The 16,931-nt window shown below is 71.2% G+C and carries 14 protein-coding genes; 9 read left to right on the top strand and 5 right to left on the bottom strand.

Annotated features, from left to right (window positions below; all coding sequences use genetic code 11):
• The first annotated feature begins 182 nt into the window (after positions 1–182).
• The 4 genes from ACFRAC_RS20215 (at position 183) to ACFRAC_RS20230 (ending at position 4,864) form a co-directional block, all read left to right on the top strand.
• Positions 183–377, top strand: coding sequence for a hypothetical protein (locus ACFRAC_RS20215; RefSeq protein ID WP_361340000.1), 195 nt, complete (start codon positions 183–185; stop codon positions 375–377).
• A 257-nt stretch (positions 378–634) separates the two neighbouring features.
• Positions 635–922 carry a Sec-independent protein translocase subunit TatA gene (gene tatA / locus ACFRAC_RS20220; RefSeq protein ID WP_382925429.1) on the top strand — a complete coding sequence of 96 codons (288 nt, stop codon included), beginning with the start codon at positions 635–637 and terminating at the stop codon, positions 920–922.
• 92 nt (positions 923–1,014) lie between these two features.
• Complete coding sequence (gene tatC, locus ACFRAC_RS20225; protein WP_382925624.1) at positions 1,015–1,899, top strand: twin-arginine translocase subunit TatC; 885 nt, start codon at positions 1,015–1,017, stop codon at positions 1,897–1,899.
• Between the two features lie 112 nt (positions 1,900–2,011).
• The gene (locus ACFRAC_RS20230; RefSeq protein ID WP_382925431.1) at positions 2,012–4,864 is read left to right on the top strand and encodes a DEAD/DEAH box helicase; all 2,853 of its coding nucleotides are present in this window, start codon (positions 2,012–2,014) and stop codon (positions 4,862–4,864) included.
• 64 nt (positions 4,865–4,928) lie between these two features.
• On the opposite strand, the gene helR is transcribed toward ACFRAC_RS20230, so the two are convergent.
• On the bottom strand, positions 4,929–7,112 hold the full coding sequence (gene helR, locus ACFRAC_RS20235; protein ID WP_382925433.1) for an RNA polymerase recycling motor ATPase HelR: 2,184 nt from the start codon (positions 7,110–7,112) through the stop codon (positions 4,929–4,931).
• A gap of 596 nt (positions 7,113–7,708) precedes the next feature.
• Between helR and ACFRAC_RS20240 the strand changes: the two genes are divergently transcribed.
• The 5 genes from ACFRAC_RS20240 to ACFRAC_RS20260 all read left to right on the top strand — a co-directional run bounded on the left by ACFRAC_RS20240 (position 7,709) and on the right by ACFRAC_RS20260 (position 12,268).
• The gene (locus ACFRAC_RS20240) at positions 7,709–9,304 is read left to right on the top strand and encodes a sensor histidine kinase (RefSeq protein ID WP_382925435.1); all 1,596 of its coding nucleotides are present in this window, start codon (positions 7,709–7,711) and stop codon (positions 9,302–9,304) included.
• Positions 9,301–9,708 (top strand): roadblock/LC7 domain-containing protein, encoded by a 408-nt coding sequence (locus tag ACFRAC_RS20245; RefSeq protein WP_062672133.1) that lies wholly within the window; start codon positions 9,301–9,303, stop codon positions 9,706–9,708. The genes ACFRAC_RS20240 and ACFRAC_RS20245 overlap by 4 nt, the downstream gene beginning before the upstream one ends.
• Complete coding sequence (locus ACFRAC_RS20250) at positions 9,705–10,106, top strand: DUF742 domain-containing protein (RefSeq protein WP_361340016.1); 402 nt, start codon at positions 9,705–9,707, stop codon at positions 10,104–10,106. The genes ACFRAC_RS20245 and ACFRAC_RS20250 overlap by 4 nt, the downstream gene beginning before the upstream one ends.
• Positions 10,087–10,707, top strand: coding sequence for an ATP/GTP-binding protein (locus ACFRAC_RS20255; RefSeq protein ID WP_382925438.1), 621 nt, complete (start codon positions 10,087–10,089; stop codon positions 10,705–10,707). Before ACFRAC_RS20250 ends, ACFRAC_RS20255 begins: the two co-directional genes overlap by 20 nt.
• Before the next feature lie 121 nt (positions 10,708–10,828).
• Complete coding sequence (locus ACFRAC_RS20260) at positions 10,829–12,268, top strand: cytochrome P450 (protein WP_382925440.1); 1,440 nt, start codon at positions 10,829–10,831, stop codon at positions 12,266–12,268.
• Positions 12,269–12,287: 19 nt separating this feature from the next.
• Here ACFRAC_RS20260 and ACFRAC_RS20265 read toward each other — a convergent pair whose 3' ends face one another.
• The 4 genes from ACFRAC_RS20265 to ACFRAC_RS20280 all read right to left on the bottom strand — a co-directional run bounded on the left by ACFRAC_RS20265 (position 12,288) and on the right by ACFRAC_RS20280 (position 16,799).
• On the bottom strand, positions 12,288–13,232 hold the full coding sequence (locus ACFRAC_RS20265; protein WP_382925442.1) for an RluA family pseudouridine synthase: 945 nt from the start codon (positions 13,230–13,232) through the stop codon (positions 12,288–12,290).
• 21 nt (positions 13,233–13,253) lie between these two features.
• Positions 13,254–14,192 (bottom strand): pentalenene synthase, encoded by a 939-nt coding sequence (locus tag ACFRAC_RS20270; protein ID WP_382925443.1) that lies wholly within the window; start codon positions 14,190–14,192, stop codon positions 13,254–13,256.
• 686 nt (positions 14,193–14,878) lie between these two features.
• Positions 14,879–15,724: a siderophore-interacting protein gene (locus ACFRAC_RS20275; protein WP_382925445.1), complete on the bottom strand. Its 846-nt coding sequence runs from the start codon at positions 15,722–15,724 to the stop codon at positions 14,879–14,881.
• A gap of 154 nt (positions 15,725–15,878) precedes the next feature.
• Positions 15,879–16,799 (bottom strand): 5'-3' exonuclease H3TH domain-containing protein, encoded by a 921-nt coding sequence (locus ACFRAC_RS20280; RefSeq protein WP_382925446.1) that lies wholly within the window; start codon positions 16,797–16,799, stop codon positions 15,879–15,881.
• Positions 16,800–16,931 lie beyond the last annotated feature (132 nt).

The following is a 16,931-nucleotide window of genomic DNA, read 5'->3' on the forward strand; positions in this document are numbered from 1 at the left end:
GTCCCGTCCGGTCCGCGACGCCTGGCACGGCGCCTCGCCGCGTTGTCGGGATCGTCCGCGTACGCCCAGTACGCGGACGACCCTCCGCCTTGAGATGCACCGCACCAGACGCCGCGGACCCCGCCCTTCGGGCGGACGACGCTACTTTCGAAACACGCCCTAGGACCGTCTAGGCTCGGCTCATGTTCTGGCCGATGTTCGCGGTAGCTGTGGGTTTCGTGGGTCTCGCCGTCCTCGGTGTGCTCGCCGTGCGGGTGTTCGTGGAGGCGCAGCGCCTCGGCCGTCAGGTGACGGAGTCGGCCCGCCGCATCAACAGGGCGGCGGAGGACCTGGAGCGGGCGTCGGTCGGTGTGGCCCGTGCCGCGGACTCCTTGTAGGGCGTTCAAGGAATCGGTGTGAGTGCCGGGCCGTGTGCGTTTTGGGCCGCTTCGCCCTGTCGACGGGCAGTGGGTCACAGGTACGCTGCTCACTTGCGGCCCGGGAGCGAGGCGCGGGCACGCGACTGGGAGTATGCACAGGGATTGTCCTGCGTTCACCCCCGAGCGTTACGATCGCTGGCAGCACGGTGGTCGGATGTATGTCCGACCGGCCGGGTATTCGGACCATGTCGCCTCGGTGAAGAAGGTATACAGCTATGGGTAGGCTCGGCCCCACCGAGATCATCCTGATCCTCGTCGTCATCATCCTGCTGTTCGGTGCGAAGAAGCTCCCGGACATGGCCCGCTCCCTCGGCAAGTCGGCCCGCATCCTCAAGAGCGAGGCCAAGGCGATGAAGGACGACGACAAGTCCGCCGCCCCCGCCGACCCGCCGAACACCACTGACGACCAGCAGCCTCCCGCCCAGCGCGTCATCCAGGCTTCCCCCGGCGACGTGAAGAGCTCGCGCCCGGTCAACGAGTCGACGGACACCACGCAGCGCTGACGCAGGGCCGGTGACCTCCGGCCCACCGCACGAGATGGGAACGTGGGTTGCTGAAGTCTGCCCGCAAACAGGAGAAGGACCCCGAGGGGCGGATGCCGCTCGCGGAGCACCTCCGTGAGCTCCGCAACCGGCTCGCGAAGGGCATGCTGGCCATCACGCTCGTCACCATCGTGGCCGCCTTCTACAACCAGCAGTTGATGGAGTTCCTCTCCGACCCCGTGCCCAAGTGCGCGAAGGGTCTCGGTGAGACCACGGGCGGCGCCTGCGCGGTCGTCGCGTACACCGATCTTCTCTCTCCCTTCACGACCACGGTGAAGGTGAGCCTCATGGCGGGCATCGTCCTGGCGAGCCCGTTCTGGCTGTACCAGCTGTGGGCGTTCGTCGCCCCGGGTCTGCACAAGCACGAGCGCAAGTACACGTACTACTTCGTGGCGGCCGCGGTCCCGCTGTTCCTCGGCGGCGCCTGGCTCGCCTACACGATCATGCCGGTGAGCATGCGCGTGCTGCTCGGCATCACGCCCGAGGGCTCGGCGAACATCCTGCCGATGGACAAGATCCTCGACTTCAGCGTCCGGATGGTCCTCGTCTTCGGCGCCGCCTTCGAACTGCCGCTGCTGCTGATCATGCTGAACCTCACCGGTGTGGTGACGGGCCGCCGCATGTTCGCCTGGTGGCGCGGTGTCGTCATGGGCGTCTTCATCTTCGGCGCGGTCGCCACGCCCACCACCGACCCGGTCGGCATGATCGCCCTCGCCGGGCCGATCGTCGTCCTGTACTTCATCGCCGTCGGCCTCTCCCTGCTGAACGACCGCCGCCGCCACCGCGACGACCCCGACGCGGCCCTCGACGACGACGAGGCCTCCGACCTCGACCTGACCCCCGAGAGCATCGGCGAGGTCGAGCGCGTCTCCCCGAGCCGCGCCCTGCCGGAGCAGGCCACCACGGAACGTGTCAACGGCTACGACGACGTGACCTGACCCGCAGCCACCACGAGCACACGGCCGGGGCGCCCACGGGGCGTACCCGGCCGCTCGCGCTCCGCGGTCCCGCGCCGGGTGGACGCCGGGGCGCCGGCCGCCGATCCGGATAATGATCGTCCTGTTGTCAGCGGCGCCCGGTACGCTCGAAAGCACGATGACAGAGGACCTCTCACCGGCCGAGCGGTACGCGGCAGCACGCAGGCGCGCTACCGAGCAGGCCACCGCGCTCGCCTCCTTCTGCGAGATGTACGACTTCGGCCTCGACCCCTTCCAGATCGAGGCGTGCCAGGCGCTCGAGGCGGGCAAGGGCGTCCTGGTGGCCGCCCCCACCGGCTCGGGCAAGACGATCGTCGGCGAGTTCGCCGTCCACCTCGCCCTGCTGCAGGGCAAGAAGTGCTTCTACACCACGCCCATCAAGGCGCTGTCCAACCAGAAGTACGCCGACCTGTGCCGCCGCTACGGCGACGACAAGGTCGGTCTGCTCACCGGTGACAACAGCATCAATTCCGACGCCCCCGTCGTCGTGATGACGACCGAGGTCCTGCGGAACATGCTGTACGCCGGATCGCAGACCCTCCTGGGCCTCGGCTACGTCGTCATGGACGAGGTGCACTACCTCTCCGACCGCTTCCGCGGCGCCGTCTGGGAGGAAGTGATCATCCACCTCCCCGAGTCGGTCACCCTGGTCTCGCTGTCGGCGACCGTCTCCAACGCCGAGGAGTTCGGCGACTGGCTCGACACCGTCCGCGGCGACACCGAGGTGATCGTCTCCGAGCACCGGCCCGTGCCGCTGTTCCAGCACGTGCTCGCCGGACGCCGGATGTACGACCTGTTCGAGGAGGGTGAGGGCCACCGCAAGGCGGTCAACCCCGACCTGACCCGGCTGGCGCGGATGGAGGCCACCCGGCCCTCCTACCAGGACCGCAGACGCGGCCGCGCCATGCGGGAGGCCGACCGCGAGCGCGAGCGCCGCCAGCGGTCCCGCGTGTGGACCCCGGGCCGTCCCGAAGTCATCGAGCGGCTCGACGCGGAGGGCCTGCTGCCCGCCATCACGTTCATCTTCAGCCGCGCCGCCTGCGAGGCCGCCGTCCAGCAGTGCCTGCACGCGGGGCTGCGGCTCAACGACGACGAGGCCCGGGAGCAGGTGCGTGCCCTGGTCGAGGAGCGCACCGCCGCCATCCCCACCGAGGACCTGCACGTCCTCGGGTACTACGAGTGGCTGGAGGGCCTGGAGCGCGGTATAGCCGCCCACCACGCCGGGATGCTCCCGACGTTCAAGGAGGTCGTCGAGGAGCTCTTCGTCCGCGGCCTCGTCAAGGCCGTCTTCGCCACCGAGACCCTCGCCCTCGGGATCAACATGCCCGCCCGCTCGGTGGTCCTGGAGAAGCTCGTCAAGTGGAACGGCGAGCAGCACGCCGACATCACCCCCGGCGAGTACACCCAGCTCACCGGCCGTGCGGGCCGCCGCGGCATCGATGTCGAGGGGCACGCCGTGGTGCTGTGGCAGCGCGGCATGAGCCCCGAGCACCTCGCGGGCCTCGCCGGCACCCGCACCTATCCGCTGCGCTCCAGCTTCAAGCCGTCGTACAACATGGCGGTCAACCTGGTCGAGCAGTTCGGCCGGCACCGCTCGCGCGAGCTGCTGGAGACGTCGTTCGCCCAGTTCCAGGCCGACAAGTCGGTCGTCGGCATCTCCCGCCAGGTGCAGCGCAACGAGGAGGGGCTCTCCGGCTACAAGGCGTCCATGACCTGCCACCTCGGCGACTTCGAGGAGTACGCGCGGCTGCGCCGCGAACTCAAGGACCGCGAGACCGAGCTGGCCCGGCAGGGCGCGGTAGAGCGCCGCGCGGAGGCCGCGGTCGCGCTGGAACGGCTCAAGCCGGGCGACGTCATCCACGTGCCGACGGGCAAGTACGCGGGCCTCGCCCTCGTGCTGGACCCCGGTCTGCCCGCCGGCCGGTCCAACGGCCACCGCGGCTTCGAGCACCACGACGGTCCGCGCCCCCTGGTCCTCACCGCCGAACGGCAGGTCAAGCGGCTGGCGTCGATGGACTTCCCGGTGCCCGTGGAGGCGCTGGAGCGGATGCGCATCCCGAAGTCCTTCAACCCGCGCTCCCCGCAGTCGCGTCGCGACCTCGCCTCCGCGCTGCGCACCAAGGCGGGGCACATCCCGCCGGAGCGCCACCGCAAGCGGCGTTCGCAGGCCGCCGACGACCGGGAGATCGCCCGGCTGCGCAAGGAGATCCGGGCGCACCCCTGCCACGGCTGCGACGACCGCGAGGACCACGCCCGCTGGGCCGAGCGCTACCACCGGCTGATGCGCGACACCTCACAGCTGGAGCGCCGTATCGAGGGCCGCACGAACACCATCGCGCGCACCTTCGACCGGATCGTCGCCCTGCTCACCGAGATGGACTACCTGCGGGGCGACGAGGTCACCGAGCACGGCAAGCGGCTCGCCCGGCTCTACGGCGAACTCGACCTGCTGGCCAGCGAATGCCTGCGCGAGCGGGTGTGGGAGGGCCTGGACCCGGCCGAACTGGCCGCGTGCGTCTCGGCGCTGGTGTACGAGGCACGCGTCGGGGACGACGCCCTGGCCCCCAAGCTGCCGTCCGGCAAGGCGAAGGCCGCCCTCGGCGAGATGGTCCGGATCTGGGGGCGCCTCGACGCCCTGGAGGAGGACTTCCGGATCACTCAGAGCGAGGGTGTCGGCCAGCGCGAACCCGACCTCGGCTTCGCCTGGGCCGCCTACATGTGGGCCAATGGCAAGGGCCTGGACGAGGTGCTGCGGGAGGCGGAGATGCCGGCCGGGGACTTCGTGCGCTGGTGCAAGCAGGTGATCGACGTGCTCGGGCAGATCGCGGCGGCCTCTTCCATGGAGGGCTCGACCGTGGCCAAGAGCGCGCGCAAGGCCGTGGACGGGCTGCTGCGCGGCGTCGTCGCCTACTCGTCGGTGGGCTGAGCGGACGGGGCCGGCGCCCGCACCGGTCCGGGGAGTGCCCCCCGGACCGGTCGGCCACCGGCCCTCACCGGAGGACGACCAGTTGCCGGGTGGCCCGGGACATCGCCACGTAGTGGTCGACGGCGGCCTCGACGCCCTCGCCGAAACGCTCGGGCCGGACCAGCACGACCAGGTCGAACTCCAGTCCCTTCGTCAGCTCCGGCGGAAGGGACCGCACCCGGTCCGTCGACGGGAAGCCGGGAGCGCCGATGACACAGGCGATCCCGTCGGCGTTCTCTCCCAGCCAGGCGTCCACGACCGCGTCCAGGTCCGCGACCGGGCCGTGCACGACGGGGAAGCCTCCGCTGCGGATGGACGTCGGCACGTTGGCGTCCGGCAGCACGGCCCGGATCACCGGCTCCGCCTCCGCCATGATCTCCCGCGGAGTGCGGTAGTTGACGGTCAGGGACGCCTCCTCGACCCGGTCCAGACCGACCCGCTCCAGGCGTTCCCGCCATGACTCGGTGAAGCCGTGCCGGGCCTGGGCCCGGTCGCCGACGATGGTGAAGCTCCGGGACGGGCACCGCTGCAGCAGCATCTGCCACTCGGCGTCGGTGAGTTCCTGCGCCTCGTCGACCACGATGTGCGCGAACGGGCCCGCCAGCGAATCCGGGTCGGGTTCGTCGAGCTCCGCCTCGTCGACCAGGCTGACCTGGGCGTCCTGACCGCGCAGCATCCGCACCAGGCCCTCGCCGTCGTCACCGTCCGCGCCCGAGTCCGCGACGGCGTCGATCAGGTTGTCCACGACCCGCGTCATCCGCTCCCGCTGCGCGGCCAGGGTCCGTGCGTGCCGCTGCCTGCGCAGGGCCGCCTCCGGATCGCCGAGCCGCTGGCGGGCCGCGTCCAGGAAGGGAAGGTCGGACACCGTCCAGGCGTCCGGCCGCTCGCGCTGGAGCAGCCGTACCTCGTCCGGGCCGAGCCACGGGGCGCACAGACGCAGATACGCGGGGACCGTCCACAGGTCGCCGACCAGGTCTGCGGCCTCCAGAAGCGGCCATGCCCGGTCGAAGGCGGCGCGCACCTCCCTGTGCCGCTCCAGCGCTCTGCGCAGCAGCCGCGCCGGGACCTCCGCGTCGTCGCCCGAGGCGTCCTCCTCGTGCCGGTCGGCCAGGAGGGTGAGCAGTTCCTCCCAGACCTGGCCGCGGGCCTCGTTGTGCGGGGTGCCGGGCTCCGCCGCGTCGAACGCCGCCGCCCAGTCGCCGGCGGTCAGCCGGATCTCGGACCAGGGGGTCGACACCGTCATGCCCTCGCGGGGCGGTTCCTCGTAGAACCGCACCGCCTTCTCGATCGCCCGCACCAGGTCCGCGGACGACTTGAGCCGGGCCACCTCCGGGTCCGTCTCGGCGGTGGCCGAGGCGCCCTCGGCCACGAGATCCCGCAGTACGCAGGTCTGCACACCCTCCTCGCCGAGGCTGGGGAGCACGTCGGAGACGTACGCCAGATAGGGCCGGTGCGGGCCGACGAACATCACCCCGCCCCTGCGGTGCCCGAGGCGCGGGTCGGCGTGCAGGAGGTAGGCCGACCGGTGCAGGGCGACCACGGTCTTGCCGGTGCCCGGTCCGCCGTCGACGACGAGCGCGCCCCGGGACCCGGCGCGGATGATGGCGTCCTGGTCGGCCTGGATGGTGCCGAGCACGTCCCGCATCCGCGCCGAGCGGTTCCCGGCGAGGCTCGCGACGAACGCCGACTGGTCGTCGAGCGCGGCGTGCCCCGACAGGCCGTCCGGGGTGAACACCTCGTCCCAGTAGTCGCTGATCAGGCCGCCGGTCCACCGGTACCGGCGGCGGCTCGCCAGGCCCATCGGGCGGGCGTGGGTGGCCCCGAAGAACGGCTCGGCGGCGGGGGAGCGCCAGTCGACCAGCAGTCGGCGGCCCGTGCTGTCGGTCAGGCCGAGCCGTCCCACGTACACGGGCCGCGGGTCGTCCGCGAAGACCATCCGGCCCAGGCAGAGGTCCAGGCCGAAACGGCGCAGGGTGCGCAGCCGGGCGGTGAGGCGGTGGATCTCGGTGTCCCGGTCCATGGCCTGCCGGCCCAGGCCGCCCTCCGCTCTGCGTTCGGCGGCGAGCCGCTCGGTGAGGTCGGCCGTCGTCTCCTCGAGGCAGCGGGCGATGGCGGCGAAGTGCCGGTCGTCGTCGGCGATCAGGGCGGGCCCGGCCTTGGCCCGTCGACGGTCGTCGAGGGCGAACGCGGTGGTGGGGAGAGGGTGCAAGCGGGGTCTCCGATCCGAGGTCGCCGAGGCGCCGGGAGTGTTTGCTGGTCAGACCGGAGATTGTGCGCCATCGAGGGGGCCTTGCCGCAAGGCCCCCTGTGCGCTATACGTTGAGAGTGGCAGGGAGTGCCTGACTCCTTGCCTTTCGTGTTTCCCGGACCCCTTCGACGCGGATTCCCGGACCTTTTCGATCCGGTCGCGGGTAGGGCGTGTGTTCGATTCATCTCGCGCGCCACACCCGCCGGACGCGCCCCGCCCGCGCCGCCTGCCTCCCGCCCGCTCTCGTCGCCCCGAAGCGGGGCCTCTCACGCGTCACGGTGAGTGGTATTCGCACACCCGTATGCCATGACGTTCCGTGTTCGAATGCGTGCCCAGTGTGTAAAAAAGCCGAGAGTACTCCTGCCGCACGGGCCATTTCAGGTGCTTGCTGAATATGACACGGCGATGATCCGGTCGGACTAGGCTCGCCCGCAGCGCACCGAGTTGAGGCGTATTCGTGCGCTTGTTCCCTAAGTATCGGAGAAGTCCGACATACCCATGACATACCCCCCTGCACACCCCCCGTACACCCACCCGATTCGTTTCAGAGGGCCCACATGGTGAGCGTTCAATCCCCGCCCCGTCGGCGTGAACTCCCTTATGCGCGCGTGCTTCTGCTGCCGGCCATAGCGATGGCCGCGGCCACCGGAGCCGCCGTCGCCGTCGTGGCGGAACCGGCCCGGACGGCCGTCGGTGTGTGCGGTGTCGTGGCCTTGGCGCTCGTACTGGCCTGTGCGGCCGAGGCGGTCCGCCGCGGACGCGCCCTGCGGGACGCGCAGGCCGAGCACGCCCGTCACGCCGCGTATCTGGAACGCTGCGTCGCCGCCCACGAGGAGGAGATGGTCCGCCTCGCCACGGAGATCACGCCGGCCGCCATCCACCGGCTGCGGTGCGGCGCCTCACCGTACGAGGTGATGCGGGACCTGGGGGAGATCGATCCCTCGTACGCGGAACTCCCGCCGGTGCAGGTCGAGTTCGTGCGTCAGATGATCGACCTCGTCGACCACGAGGAAGCCCTCCGCGACTCCGCGCAGCGCTCCTTCGTCAGCATCGCCCGCCGCGTCCAGTCGATCGTCCACCAGCAGGCCGTGGAACTGCGGGAGATGGAGGAGGACCACGGGCGCAACCCCGAGGTCTTCGACGACCTCCTGCGCATCGACCACGGCACCATGCTGATCGGCCGCCTCGCCGACTCCATCTCCGTGCTCGGCGGCGGCCGCCCCGGACGGCAGTGGCCCGACCCGGTCCCGCTGTACAGCGTGCTGCGCGGCGCCATGTCGCGCATCCTCGAGTACCGGCGCATCAGCCTGGACTCGATCGCCAAGGTCAACATCGCCGGCATCTCCGTCGAGCCGGTCATCCACGCCGCCGCCGAACTCCTCGACAACGCCACGCGGTACTCGCCGCCGCAGACCAAGGTGCACGTCACCGCCACCGAGGTGCAGACCGGCGTCGCCATCGAGATCGAGGACGCCGGGGTCAGCCTCAGCGAGGAGGCCCGCGCCCGGGTCGAGGGCATGCTCGAACGGGCCAAGCAGGGCACCGACCTCCAGGAACTCGGCGAGTCCCCGCGACTCGGCCTGGCCGTCGTGGGACGCCTGTGCACGGCGTACAACATGCAGGTCTCGCTGCGGTCGTCGGCGTACGGCGGTGTCCGCGCCGTCCTCGTCGTGCCGCGCGACATGATGACCACCGAGCCGGCTCCCGGTCTCGCCCACGGCATCGGCGCCGGCGCCGCCCCCAAGGCGCAGGGCCCCGACGTGCTCGAAGGCCCCAAGCGCGCCCCCAAGAAGCGCCGCCCCACCAGTCCCAAGATCCCCGCGGCGGTCTCCATGGAGGACGACGTCCCCGTCGTCACGGAGTGGACCGCGAACGGGCTGCCCCAGCGCCGCAGCCGGGTGAAGACCCCGCTCAGCAAGCGGATCGCCGAGCAGGCGGCCATCGAGCAGGCCGAGCGGGAGGGCCGTCCGACGATCTGGTCGACGCGCGCGGCCGAGCCCGAGCCCGCCGCACCGGCGGAGGACGAGCCCGTGCCCGGCGCCTGGGTGGAGGCGTTCTGGAACGGACTGAAGGACAAGCCGGACCCGCTCACACTCCAACCGCGAACCCAACCGGCCCGCCCCGAGGCCGATGACGAGGGGGACCTCAAGTGATCCAGCAGCGTGCCAACTTCGACTGGATGCTCAAGGAGCTCTACGACGGCGTACCAGGCATCCAGATGATCGTCGTGCTGTCCGCCGACGGTCTGCGCATCGCCCGCTACGGCGGCGAACCCGACACCGCCGACCGGGTCGCGGCGGCCTGCGCCGGCCTGCAGAGCCTGGCCAGCGCGGTCGCCCAGGAGATCCCGAAGAGCGACGGCAAGATGAAGATGGTCCTGATCGAGATCAACGGCGGCTACTTCTATCTGATGGCCGCCGGCGCCAACGCCTATCTCGCCGTCCTCTCCGACACGTTCGCCGAGCCCGGCCTGATGAGCAACCGCATGTCCGACCTCGTGGCCCGCATCGGCGCCCATCTCACCAGTCCGCCCCGGCGGAACGGGCAGACCGTATGACTCCTCCGAAACGCCGGCGGCGCGAACCCCAGGAACACTTACCCCCACCGCCCGCGCCCGCCGGGAAGCAGAAGAACCCGGAACGGCTGTTCGTCGTGGCCGGCCCCGACGGCGGGGAGCGGGACGGGGACCTCGACCTCGTCACGCTGATCGTGGCCCGCGCCGACCCCCCGCCCTCGGCCACACCGGAACAAGCGGCACTGCTCCGGCTGTGTACGGCCCCCCTGTCCGTGGCCGAACTCTCGGCCTATCTCAGTCTGCCGTTCAGCATGATGACGGTCGTCCTCACCGACATGCTCACGGCCGGACTGGTGACCGCCCGCGCGCCGATCGTGCGCCAGGCCGTCGCCGACCGTTCAATCCTCGAAGCGGTGATGCATGGACTTCAAAGGCTCTGACGTCGTCCCTGGTCCACGGACCGAGGACCAACTGCCGCAGACGGCCGAGGCCGCGGTCAAGATCGTGATCGTGGGTGGCTTCGGCGTCGGCAAGACGACCATGGTCGGGTCGGTCAGCGAGATCAAACCGCTGACCACCGAGGAGACCATGACGCAGGCCGGTATCGGCGTCGACGACAACTACGGCTCGGACACCAAGACGGCCACCACGGTCGCCATGGACTTCGGCCGCATCAGCATCACGGAACAGCTCGTGCTGTACCTGTTCGGCACCCCGGGCCAGGAACGGTTCTGGTTCCTGTGGAACGGGCTGTTCGAAGGCGCGCTGGGCGCGGTCGTCCTGGTCGACACCCGCCGCCTGGAGGTCAGCTTCGACGTCATAGGACGGCTCGAGGAACGCGGTGTGCCCTTCGTCGTGGCGGTCAACACCTTCCCGGACGCGCCCCGTTACGCCGTCTCCGAGCTGCGCACGGCCCTCGACCTGGCCGAGGAGATCCCCATCGTCGAGTGCGACGTCCGCCGCCGGGCCTCCAGCCGGGACGTCCTGATGACCCTGATGCACTTCCTGCACGCGCTGGCGACGGCGAAGGCGCCTGTGTGAGCCACGCACCGGTCGAGCCGTGCCCCTGGCGCCGACCGGGTCCTCCCCCCGACCTCTTGCAACCGGACAACCTCGTTTCGGAGCGACCATCGTGACGTCTGAATCCCTTTTCCCAGCCGGTATGGACGATCCCACGGCCACCCCGCCCCCGGGCTGCCCCGCCCACGGCATCGGCCCCGGCGGGCTGCGCCGGCTGTACGGGCCCGAGGCGGAGGACCTGGGAGCCGTGTACGAGAAGCTCCGCGCCGAACACGGCCCCGTGGCCCCGGTGCTGCTCCACGACGACGTGCCCATCTGGGTGGTGCTCGGCCACGCGGAGAACCTCCACATGGTGCGCAGTCCCTCGCAGTTCTGCCGCGACACCCGGCTGTGGTCGGCCCTGCAGGACGGCACGGTCAAGCCCGACCACCCGATGATGCCGCACTTCGCCTGGCAGCCCATCTGCGTCCATGCCGAGGGCGACGAGCACCTGCGGCTGCGGGGCGCGGTCACCGGCGCCATCTCGACCATCGACCACCGCGGGATCCGCCGGTACATCAACCGTGCCACGCAGTACCTGGTGAACCAGTTCTGCGAGGCCGGAAGCGCCGATCTGGTCAGCCGGTTCGCCGAGCACCTGCCGATGATGGTGATGTGCGAGATCCTCGGCATGCCCGACGAGTACAACGACCGGATCGTGCAGGCCGCCCGTGACATGCCCAAGGGCAGCGAGACCGCCATCGCCAGCAACGCGTATCTGATGGACGTCCTGATGCGGCTGACCGCCCGCCGGCGCGCCGAGCCTGCGGACGACTTCACCAGCCATCTGATCAGCCATCCGGCGCGGCTGACCGACGACGAGGTCAGCCAGCACCTGCGGATCATCCTGGTCGCCGCCTACGAGGCGACCGCGAACCTGATCGCCAATGTGCTGCGGGTGGTGCTCACCGACCCGCGATTCCGGGCGCAGCTCAAGGGCGGGCAGATGACGGTCCCCGAGGCGGTCGAGCAGTCCCTCTGGGACGAGCCGCCGTTCAGCACCGTCCTGCCGTACGTCGCCAAACACGACACGGAGCTGGGCGGGGAGCACATCAGCAAGGGCGACGCCCTGATCATGGGGATCGCGCCGGGCAACGTCGACCCCCGGGTCCGGCCCGACCTCTCCGCCCACATGCAGGGCAACCGGTCCCATCTCGCCTTCGGCGGGGGCCCGCACGAATGCCCGGGGCAGGACATCGGCCGTGCGATCGCCGACGTCGGTGTGGACGCCCTGCTGACCCGGCTGCCGGATGTGCAGCTCGCCTGCCCCGAGGACGAGCTGCGCTGGTCGTCGTCCATCTCGAACCGGCATCTGGTGGAGCTGCCGGTGAAGTTCGCGCCCAAGCCGCAGCAGGACGTGATGGCCCGGCCCGCGCATCCGCTCGCCTCGCCGCGCGTCAGCACCTGGCAGGTCGGTACGCCGGAACGGCAGTCGAGGATCCCGGCGCCCGCCGCCACGGCACCGGCACCCGCGGCGCCGCCCGAGCCGTCCGCCCGGCCCGGTCTGCTGCGGCGCTTCCTGCGCTGGTGGCGTGGCGAGTGACCCCTCGCGGGGCACCGGGTCAGGCGGCGGCCCAGGTGTCGTACGACGACCAGGACTCCAGGCCACGCGAGCTGACGAACCGGTGCCGGCGCCCGGTGATCGGGTCGGTGAACTCCAGCGTCCGCGCGAGCAGTTGGAGCGGGCGCCGGAAGTCACCGGGCGCGATCGGTCCGGTCACCACCGGGTACAGCGGATCGCCCAGGATCGGCACCCCCAGGGCGTTCATGTGCACCCGCAGCTGATGCGTCTGGCCGGTGCGGGGGGTGAGACGGTAGCGGGCGCGTCCGTCGCGGTGCTCCACCAGCTCGACGCGGCTGACCGCGTTGGGTTCGCCCGCCACCTCCCGGGCCGCCATCACCCCGCGCTCCTTCACGATGCGGCTGCGCACGGTGCGGGGCAGGTCCAGCCCGGGGTCGTACGGGGCCACCGCCTCGTACTCCTTCGCCACCTGCCGGTCGCGGAACAGCGACTGGTAGGCCCCGCGCTCCTCGGGCCGGACCGTGAACAGCACCAGTCCCGCCGTCAGACGGTCCAGCCGGTGCGCCGCGCCGAGCGTCGGTACGCCGAGGTCCCGCCGCAGCCGGGCGAGCGCCGTCTCGGCGATGTGGCTGCCGCGGGGTGTGGTGGCCAGGAAGTGCGGCTTGTCGGCGATCACCACGTGCTCGTCCCGGTGGACGACCTCGATCGGGTAGGGCACCTGCTCCTCGGCGGCGAGCTCCCGGTGGAACCAGACGTACATCCCGGGGGCGTACGCGGTGTCGTGTGCCACCGGGTGTCCGGCGGAGTCCACGATCCGCCCCGTGTCCAGCATGCCGTCGATGACGGCGGACCCGGCGGAGAGGCGCTCCACGAGATGGTCCCGCACGGTCGCCCAGCCGTCCGCGGCGGGCAGCCGCACGCGCACCGGGTCCACCCCGTGGAGCTGTGGCAGGGGAGAGGGCGGGGGCGGCGTACGGCGTCTCATCGCCGCCCAGCCTACGAGAGGCTAGCGGGACACCGGCGCGAGGTTCGCGGGGTGGAGCTGGCCCGACTCGTCCGGGCGCAGGGCGTTGGCCGTATGGGGGGAGTAGCGGCCGTTGCTCCGGCTCCAGTCGTAGCTGCCGCGTATCCAGGTGAGCATGGCCGTCGCATAGCGGTGGAGCTTGTCGGACTGGGCGCCCGTGAGCCCGAGCCGGGAGGAGACCAACGGGATCGTCCGGGCCTGTTCGTGGAGCCGGGCGGCCGAGGTCTGGACGAGCGCGACGGCCATCGGGATGGCCTCCTGCCGGGAGCAGTCGCGCTGCCGCATCAGGCAGTGCACGAGGTTCGGGTCCCCGCGCGCGTCGTCGTTCTCCAGGGACATGATCTCGTTGATGAGTTTGACGGCGTCGACGGTAGCCCGGCGCATCGCGTCCAGGTGGCTGCTGTGCCAGACGAGCGGCGGGATCTCGAAGTGCCCGAGCCGCTCGGCGAGGTCCAGCGAGGGAATCAGTCCCAGGGTGCGGTGTCCTATCCGCATCCGGGTGGCGAAGTCCTGGGGGACCCAGGTGCGCCGGTCGATCTCCTCGGTCAGGTTGCCAACCAGGTAGTCGACCCAGTTGTGCGCGGCCCGCAGCCGCCACTCCTCGGACATGCCCGCCCGGGTGCGGCGCCAGATGTCCGTGAAGGCGGTCACGAGGGGCGGCTCGCTGTCGGGGCGCGGCCGTGTACCACCGCTGAGGAGCGCGATGAGCTGTTGGCAGACGTCTACGGCCTCGTCGGCCTCGCATCCCTCAGGTACGTCGAAGAGGTCGTCGAACAGGAAGAACCAGCCCATCGTGTCGAAGGCCAGGTCGAGGTCCTCGCCGACGGCGTCCGGGTAGCTGTAGGCGGCCAGGTCCGCCACCGCCGAGAACAGGTAGCGGCGGGCGGCCATGTGGCCCACCACGAGTCCGTGGCGGCGCATCCATTCCAGATGTCGTTCCCTGGCGGCTGTCAGACCGGGGTTCAGCCGGGATGGAATGGGTAAATTTATGGCGACGTTCTGGGGCATGAGCCTCTCCCGGAATCAGGGGTCCGCGGACAAGGTCGGTTCCTCCGCGCGGGCGGCGGGCCCACGACCCCCAAGCACCGTCGCGGGACGGAGTCCAGGGCGACCAAGCGGGAACAGAGCCCTTCACGAAGCCCTCCGAGTGGCGGAGTCGACCAAGTCCAGGAACTACGCGCTGTGCTTCCCTACGCTGCTGCCGCGGTGTGGCTGACTCGTGCACGGATGAGGCTCGCTGACGGAACCGTCCGAGTGGGGGATCGTCGATCGCGTGCTGGGTGGTGCCGTCAGCCAAGACCTCCGAGGCGACCGCCGGACGGTACAGGTGATCGGTGGTCACCACGCCACGACCGCGACGTCGGCGACGCGGTCGTGGATCACCTACACCTTCCTTCGCCACCGTGCGTTTCGTCAACTGTTCAAACTGGTGGAGCTGTTCCCGGGACTCACGGGAACGCTGCTTCGCACCATGCGACGGTTTCCGGCCGCCGAACAGGGCGTGCGCTCCGGCGCATGGGACGTGTCCGCCGTCCGCCGTGCGCGCTGCCGCCCGCCCGGTGCCGTCGGCTCGTCCGGCACCGGGGAAGGAAGAGGGGGCTGTCGGGCTACGCCGCCGGCGTCGCCCCCTCCTGCTCCGCCTCGATCCGCGCGTTCCAGTCCCGCTTCGACGCCTGCCAGCCGTCCTCGTTGTGGCCGAGGCGCCAGTAGCCGGAGATCGACAGGGCCTCGCGCGGGACGCCCCGCTCCACGCGGAGCAGGTGGCGCAGTTCCTTGACGAAGTGGGCCTCGCCGTGGACGAAGGCGTGCAGGCGGCCCTCGGGGAAGGCGAAGGAGCGCACGGCGTCGAGCAGGGTCTCGCCGACCGGGCGGGAGCCGCGGTGCAGCCAGGCGACGTCGACGTCCGAATCGATCTTCTGCTCCTCCTCGGGGCCGGCGACCTCCACGAAGGCGTACGCGGCGGCGCCGTCGGGCAGCGACTCCAGGGCGCGGGCGATGGCGGGCAGGGTGCTCTCGTCGCCGGCGAGCAGATGCCAGTCGGCCTCGGGGTCGGGGGCGTAGGCGCCGCCGGGGCCCATGAACCGCACCGTCTCACCGGGCTGGGTGCGCATCGCCCAGGGGCCCGCCAGGCCCTCGTCGCCATGGATGACGAAGTCCAGCGTCAGTTCACGGTGTCCGGGGTCCCAGGCCCGCACGGTGTACGTCCGGGTGACCGGCCACTGCTCGCGCGGAAGCTCCTCGCGGATGCGGTCCAGGTCGAACGGCTCGGGGTAGCTCACGTCCTCGGGGGAGAAGAGGATCTTCACATAGTGGTCCGTGCAGGTGTCCGCCGAGAAGTCGGCGAGGCCCTCGCCTCCGAGCACCACGCGCTGCATGTGCGGGGACAGCCGTTCGGTACGGACGACCTGCGCGGAGCGGACCTTCCGCGGCTTGCGGGCAGGGCGTTCTGCCATGACGGCCTCCCTCTCATGAGCTTAGGTTTACCTAAGTTAGCACCTCGATCGGGTCGTGCGGGGTATGTGTGCCGTCTCGTTCGACCGTGCACGGCGTAGTGGGGGCCGACTGCCCCGTCGCGGCCGTCCCATGCGTCCGGGCCGGCCGCGCCCGTCACTCGGCCAGCGTCGTGAGCAGCCGCTGCAGCGAGCCGCCGAGCCCCCAGCGCGCCGCCAGCGCCTCCAGTGCCTCCGCGTCGCGCGGGGCGCGCGGCAGGGCCACCTCGACGTCCGGCAGCGGGACGTCGGCCGCGACCCGCACCACGGTCGGCGCGACCGCCACATAGGGCCGGGACTCGTCCAGCCGCCTGCGCTGCGAGGGCGTCAGCTTCGCCTTCGGGTCGTCGACCGCCGCCATGATCCCGGCCAGGTCGCCGAACTCCGCGAGCAGCTTCGCCGCCGTCTTCTCACCGATCCCCGGCACGCCCGGCAGGCCGTCGCTCGGGTCGCCCCGCAGCAGCGCCAGGTCCGCGTACCCCCGGCCGTCGACGCCGTACTTCTCGCGCAGCCACGCCTCGTCGGTGAGCTGCAGGGTGCCGACGCCCTTCAGCGGGTACAGCACGCGCACGCCGCGCGCGTCGTCCACCAGCTGGTACAGGTCGCGGTCGCCGGTGACGATGTCGACGGGGCCCTTCGCGCGGGCGGTGAACGTGCCGATCACGTCGTCCGCCTCGTACCCCTCGACGCCGACGCGGGCGATACCGAGCGCGTCCAGGACCGCCTCGATCACCGGCACCTGCGGCGACAGCGTGTCGGGGACCTCCTCCTCGTCGGGGCCCGCCTCGTGCTCCTCGGCGACGCGGTGCGCCTTGTAGGAGGGGATCAGGTCGACCCGCCACTGCGGCCGCCAGTCGGCGTCCATGCAGGCCACCAGCTCGTCCGGGTGATGGTCCTTGACGAGGCGGTCGATGAAGTCGAGGAGCCCGCGCACGGCGTTCACCGGGGTGCCGTCGGGGGCCTTCACGGAGTCCGGGACGCCGAAGTAGGCGCGGAAGTACAGCGAGGCGGTGTCGAGGAGCATCAGTCGTCCGGTCACGCACGCATCATGCCGCACGGCACCGACAGCGGCCCGCGCGTGAGCGTCCGGGCACGCTGTGTGGCAACCCTGTGGGCTGGGCCACTTGTGCGTTTGTGGTCACGGAACCAGGGCAGGGGCGGCCTCGGGGTG

The organism is Streptomyces sp. NPDC056628 (assembly GCF_042792555.1).
Classification (GTDB): domain Bacteria; phylum Actinomycetota; class Actinomycetes; order Streptomycetales; family Streptomycetaceae; genus Streptomyces.

Excerpts from the sequence above, each read along its gene's own strand:
- tatC (WP_382925624.1), top strand. The coding sequence starts at position 1,015 with ATGCCGCTCGCGGAGCACCTCCGTGAGCTCCGCAACCGGCTCGCGAAG.
- ACFRAC_RS20250 (WP_361340016.1), top strand. The coding sequence starts at position 9,705 with ATGACTCCTCCGAAACGCCGGCGGCGCGAACCCCAGGAACACTTACCC.
- ACFRAC_RS20270 (WP_382925443.1), bottom strand. The coding sequence starts at position 14,192 with ATGCGCCGCCACGGACTCGTGGTGGGCCACATGGCCGCCCGCCGCTAC.
- ACFRAC_RS20265 (WP_382925442.1), bottom strand. The coding sequence starts at position 13,232 with ATGAGACGCCGTACGCCGCCCCCGCCCTCTCCCCTGCCACAGCTCCAC.
- ACFRAC_RS20215 (WP_361340000.1), top strand. The coding sequence starts at position 183 with ATGTTCTGGCCGATGTTCGCGGTAGCTGTGGGTTTCGTGGGTCTCGCC.
- ACFRAC_RS20240 (WP_382925435.1), top strand. The coding sequence starts at position 7,709 with ATGGTGAGCGTTCAATCCCCGCCCCGTCGGCGTGAACTCCCTTATGCG.
- ACFRAC_RS20255 (WP_382925438.1), top strand. The coding sequence starts at position 10,087 with ATGGACTTCAAAGGCTCTGACGTCGTCCCTGGTCCACGGACCGAGGAC.
- tatA (WP_382925429.1), top strand. The coding sequence starts at position 635 with ATGGGTAGGCTCGGCCCCACCGAGATCATCCTGATCCTCGTCGTCATC.
- ACFRAC_RS20260 (WP_382925440.1), top strand. The coding sequence starts at position 10,829 with ATGGACGATCCCACGGCCACCCCGCCCCCGGGCTGCCCCGCCCACGGC.
- ACFRAC_RS20230 (WP_382925431.1), top strand. The coding sequence starts at position 2,012 with ATGATCGTCCTGTTGTCAGCGGCGCCCGGTACGCTCGAAAGCACGATG.
- ACFRAC_RS20275 (WP_382925445.1), bottom strand. The coding sequence starts at position 15,724 with ATGGCAGAACGCCCTGCCCGCAAGCCGCGGAAGGTCCGCTCCGCGCAG.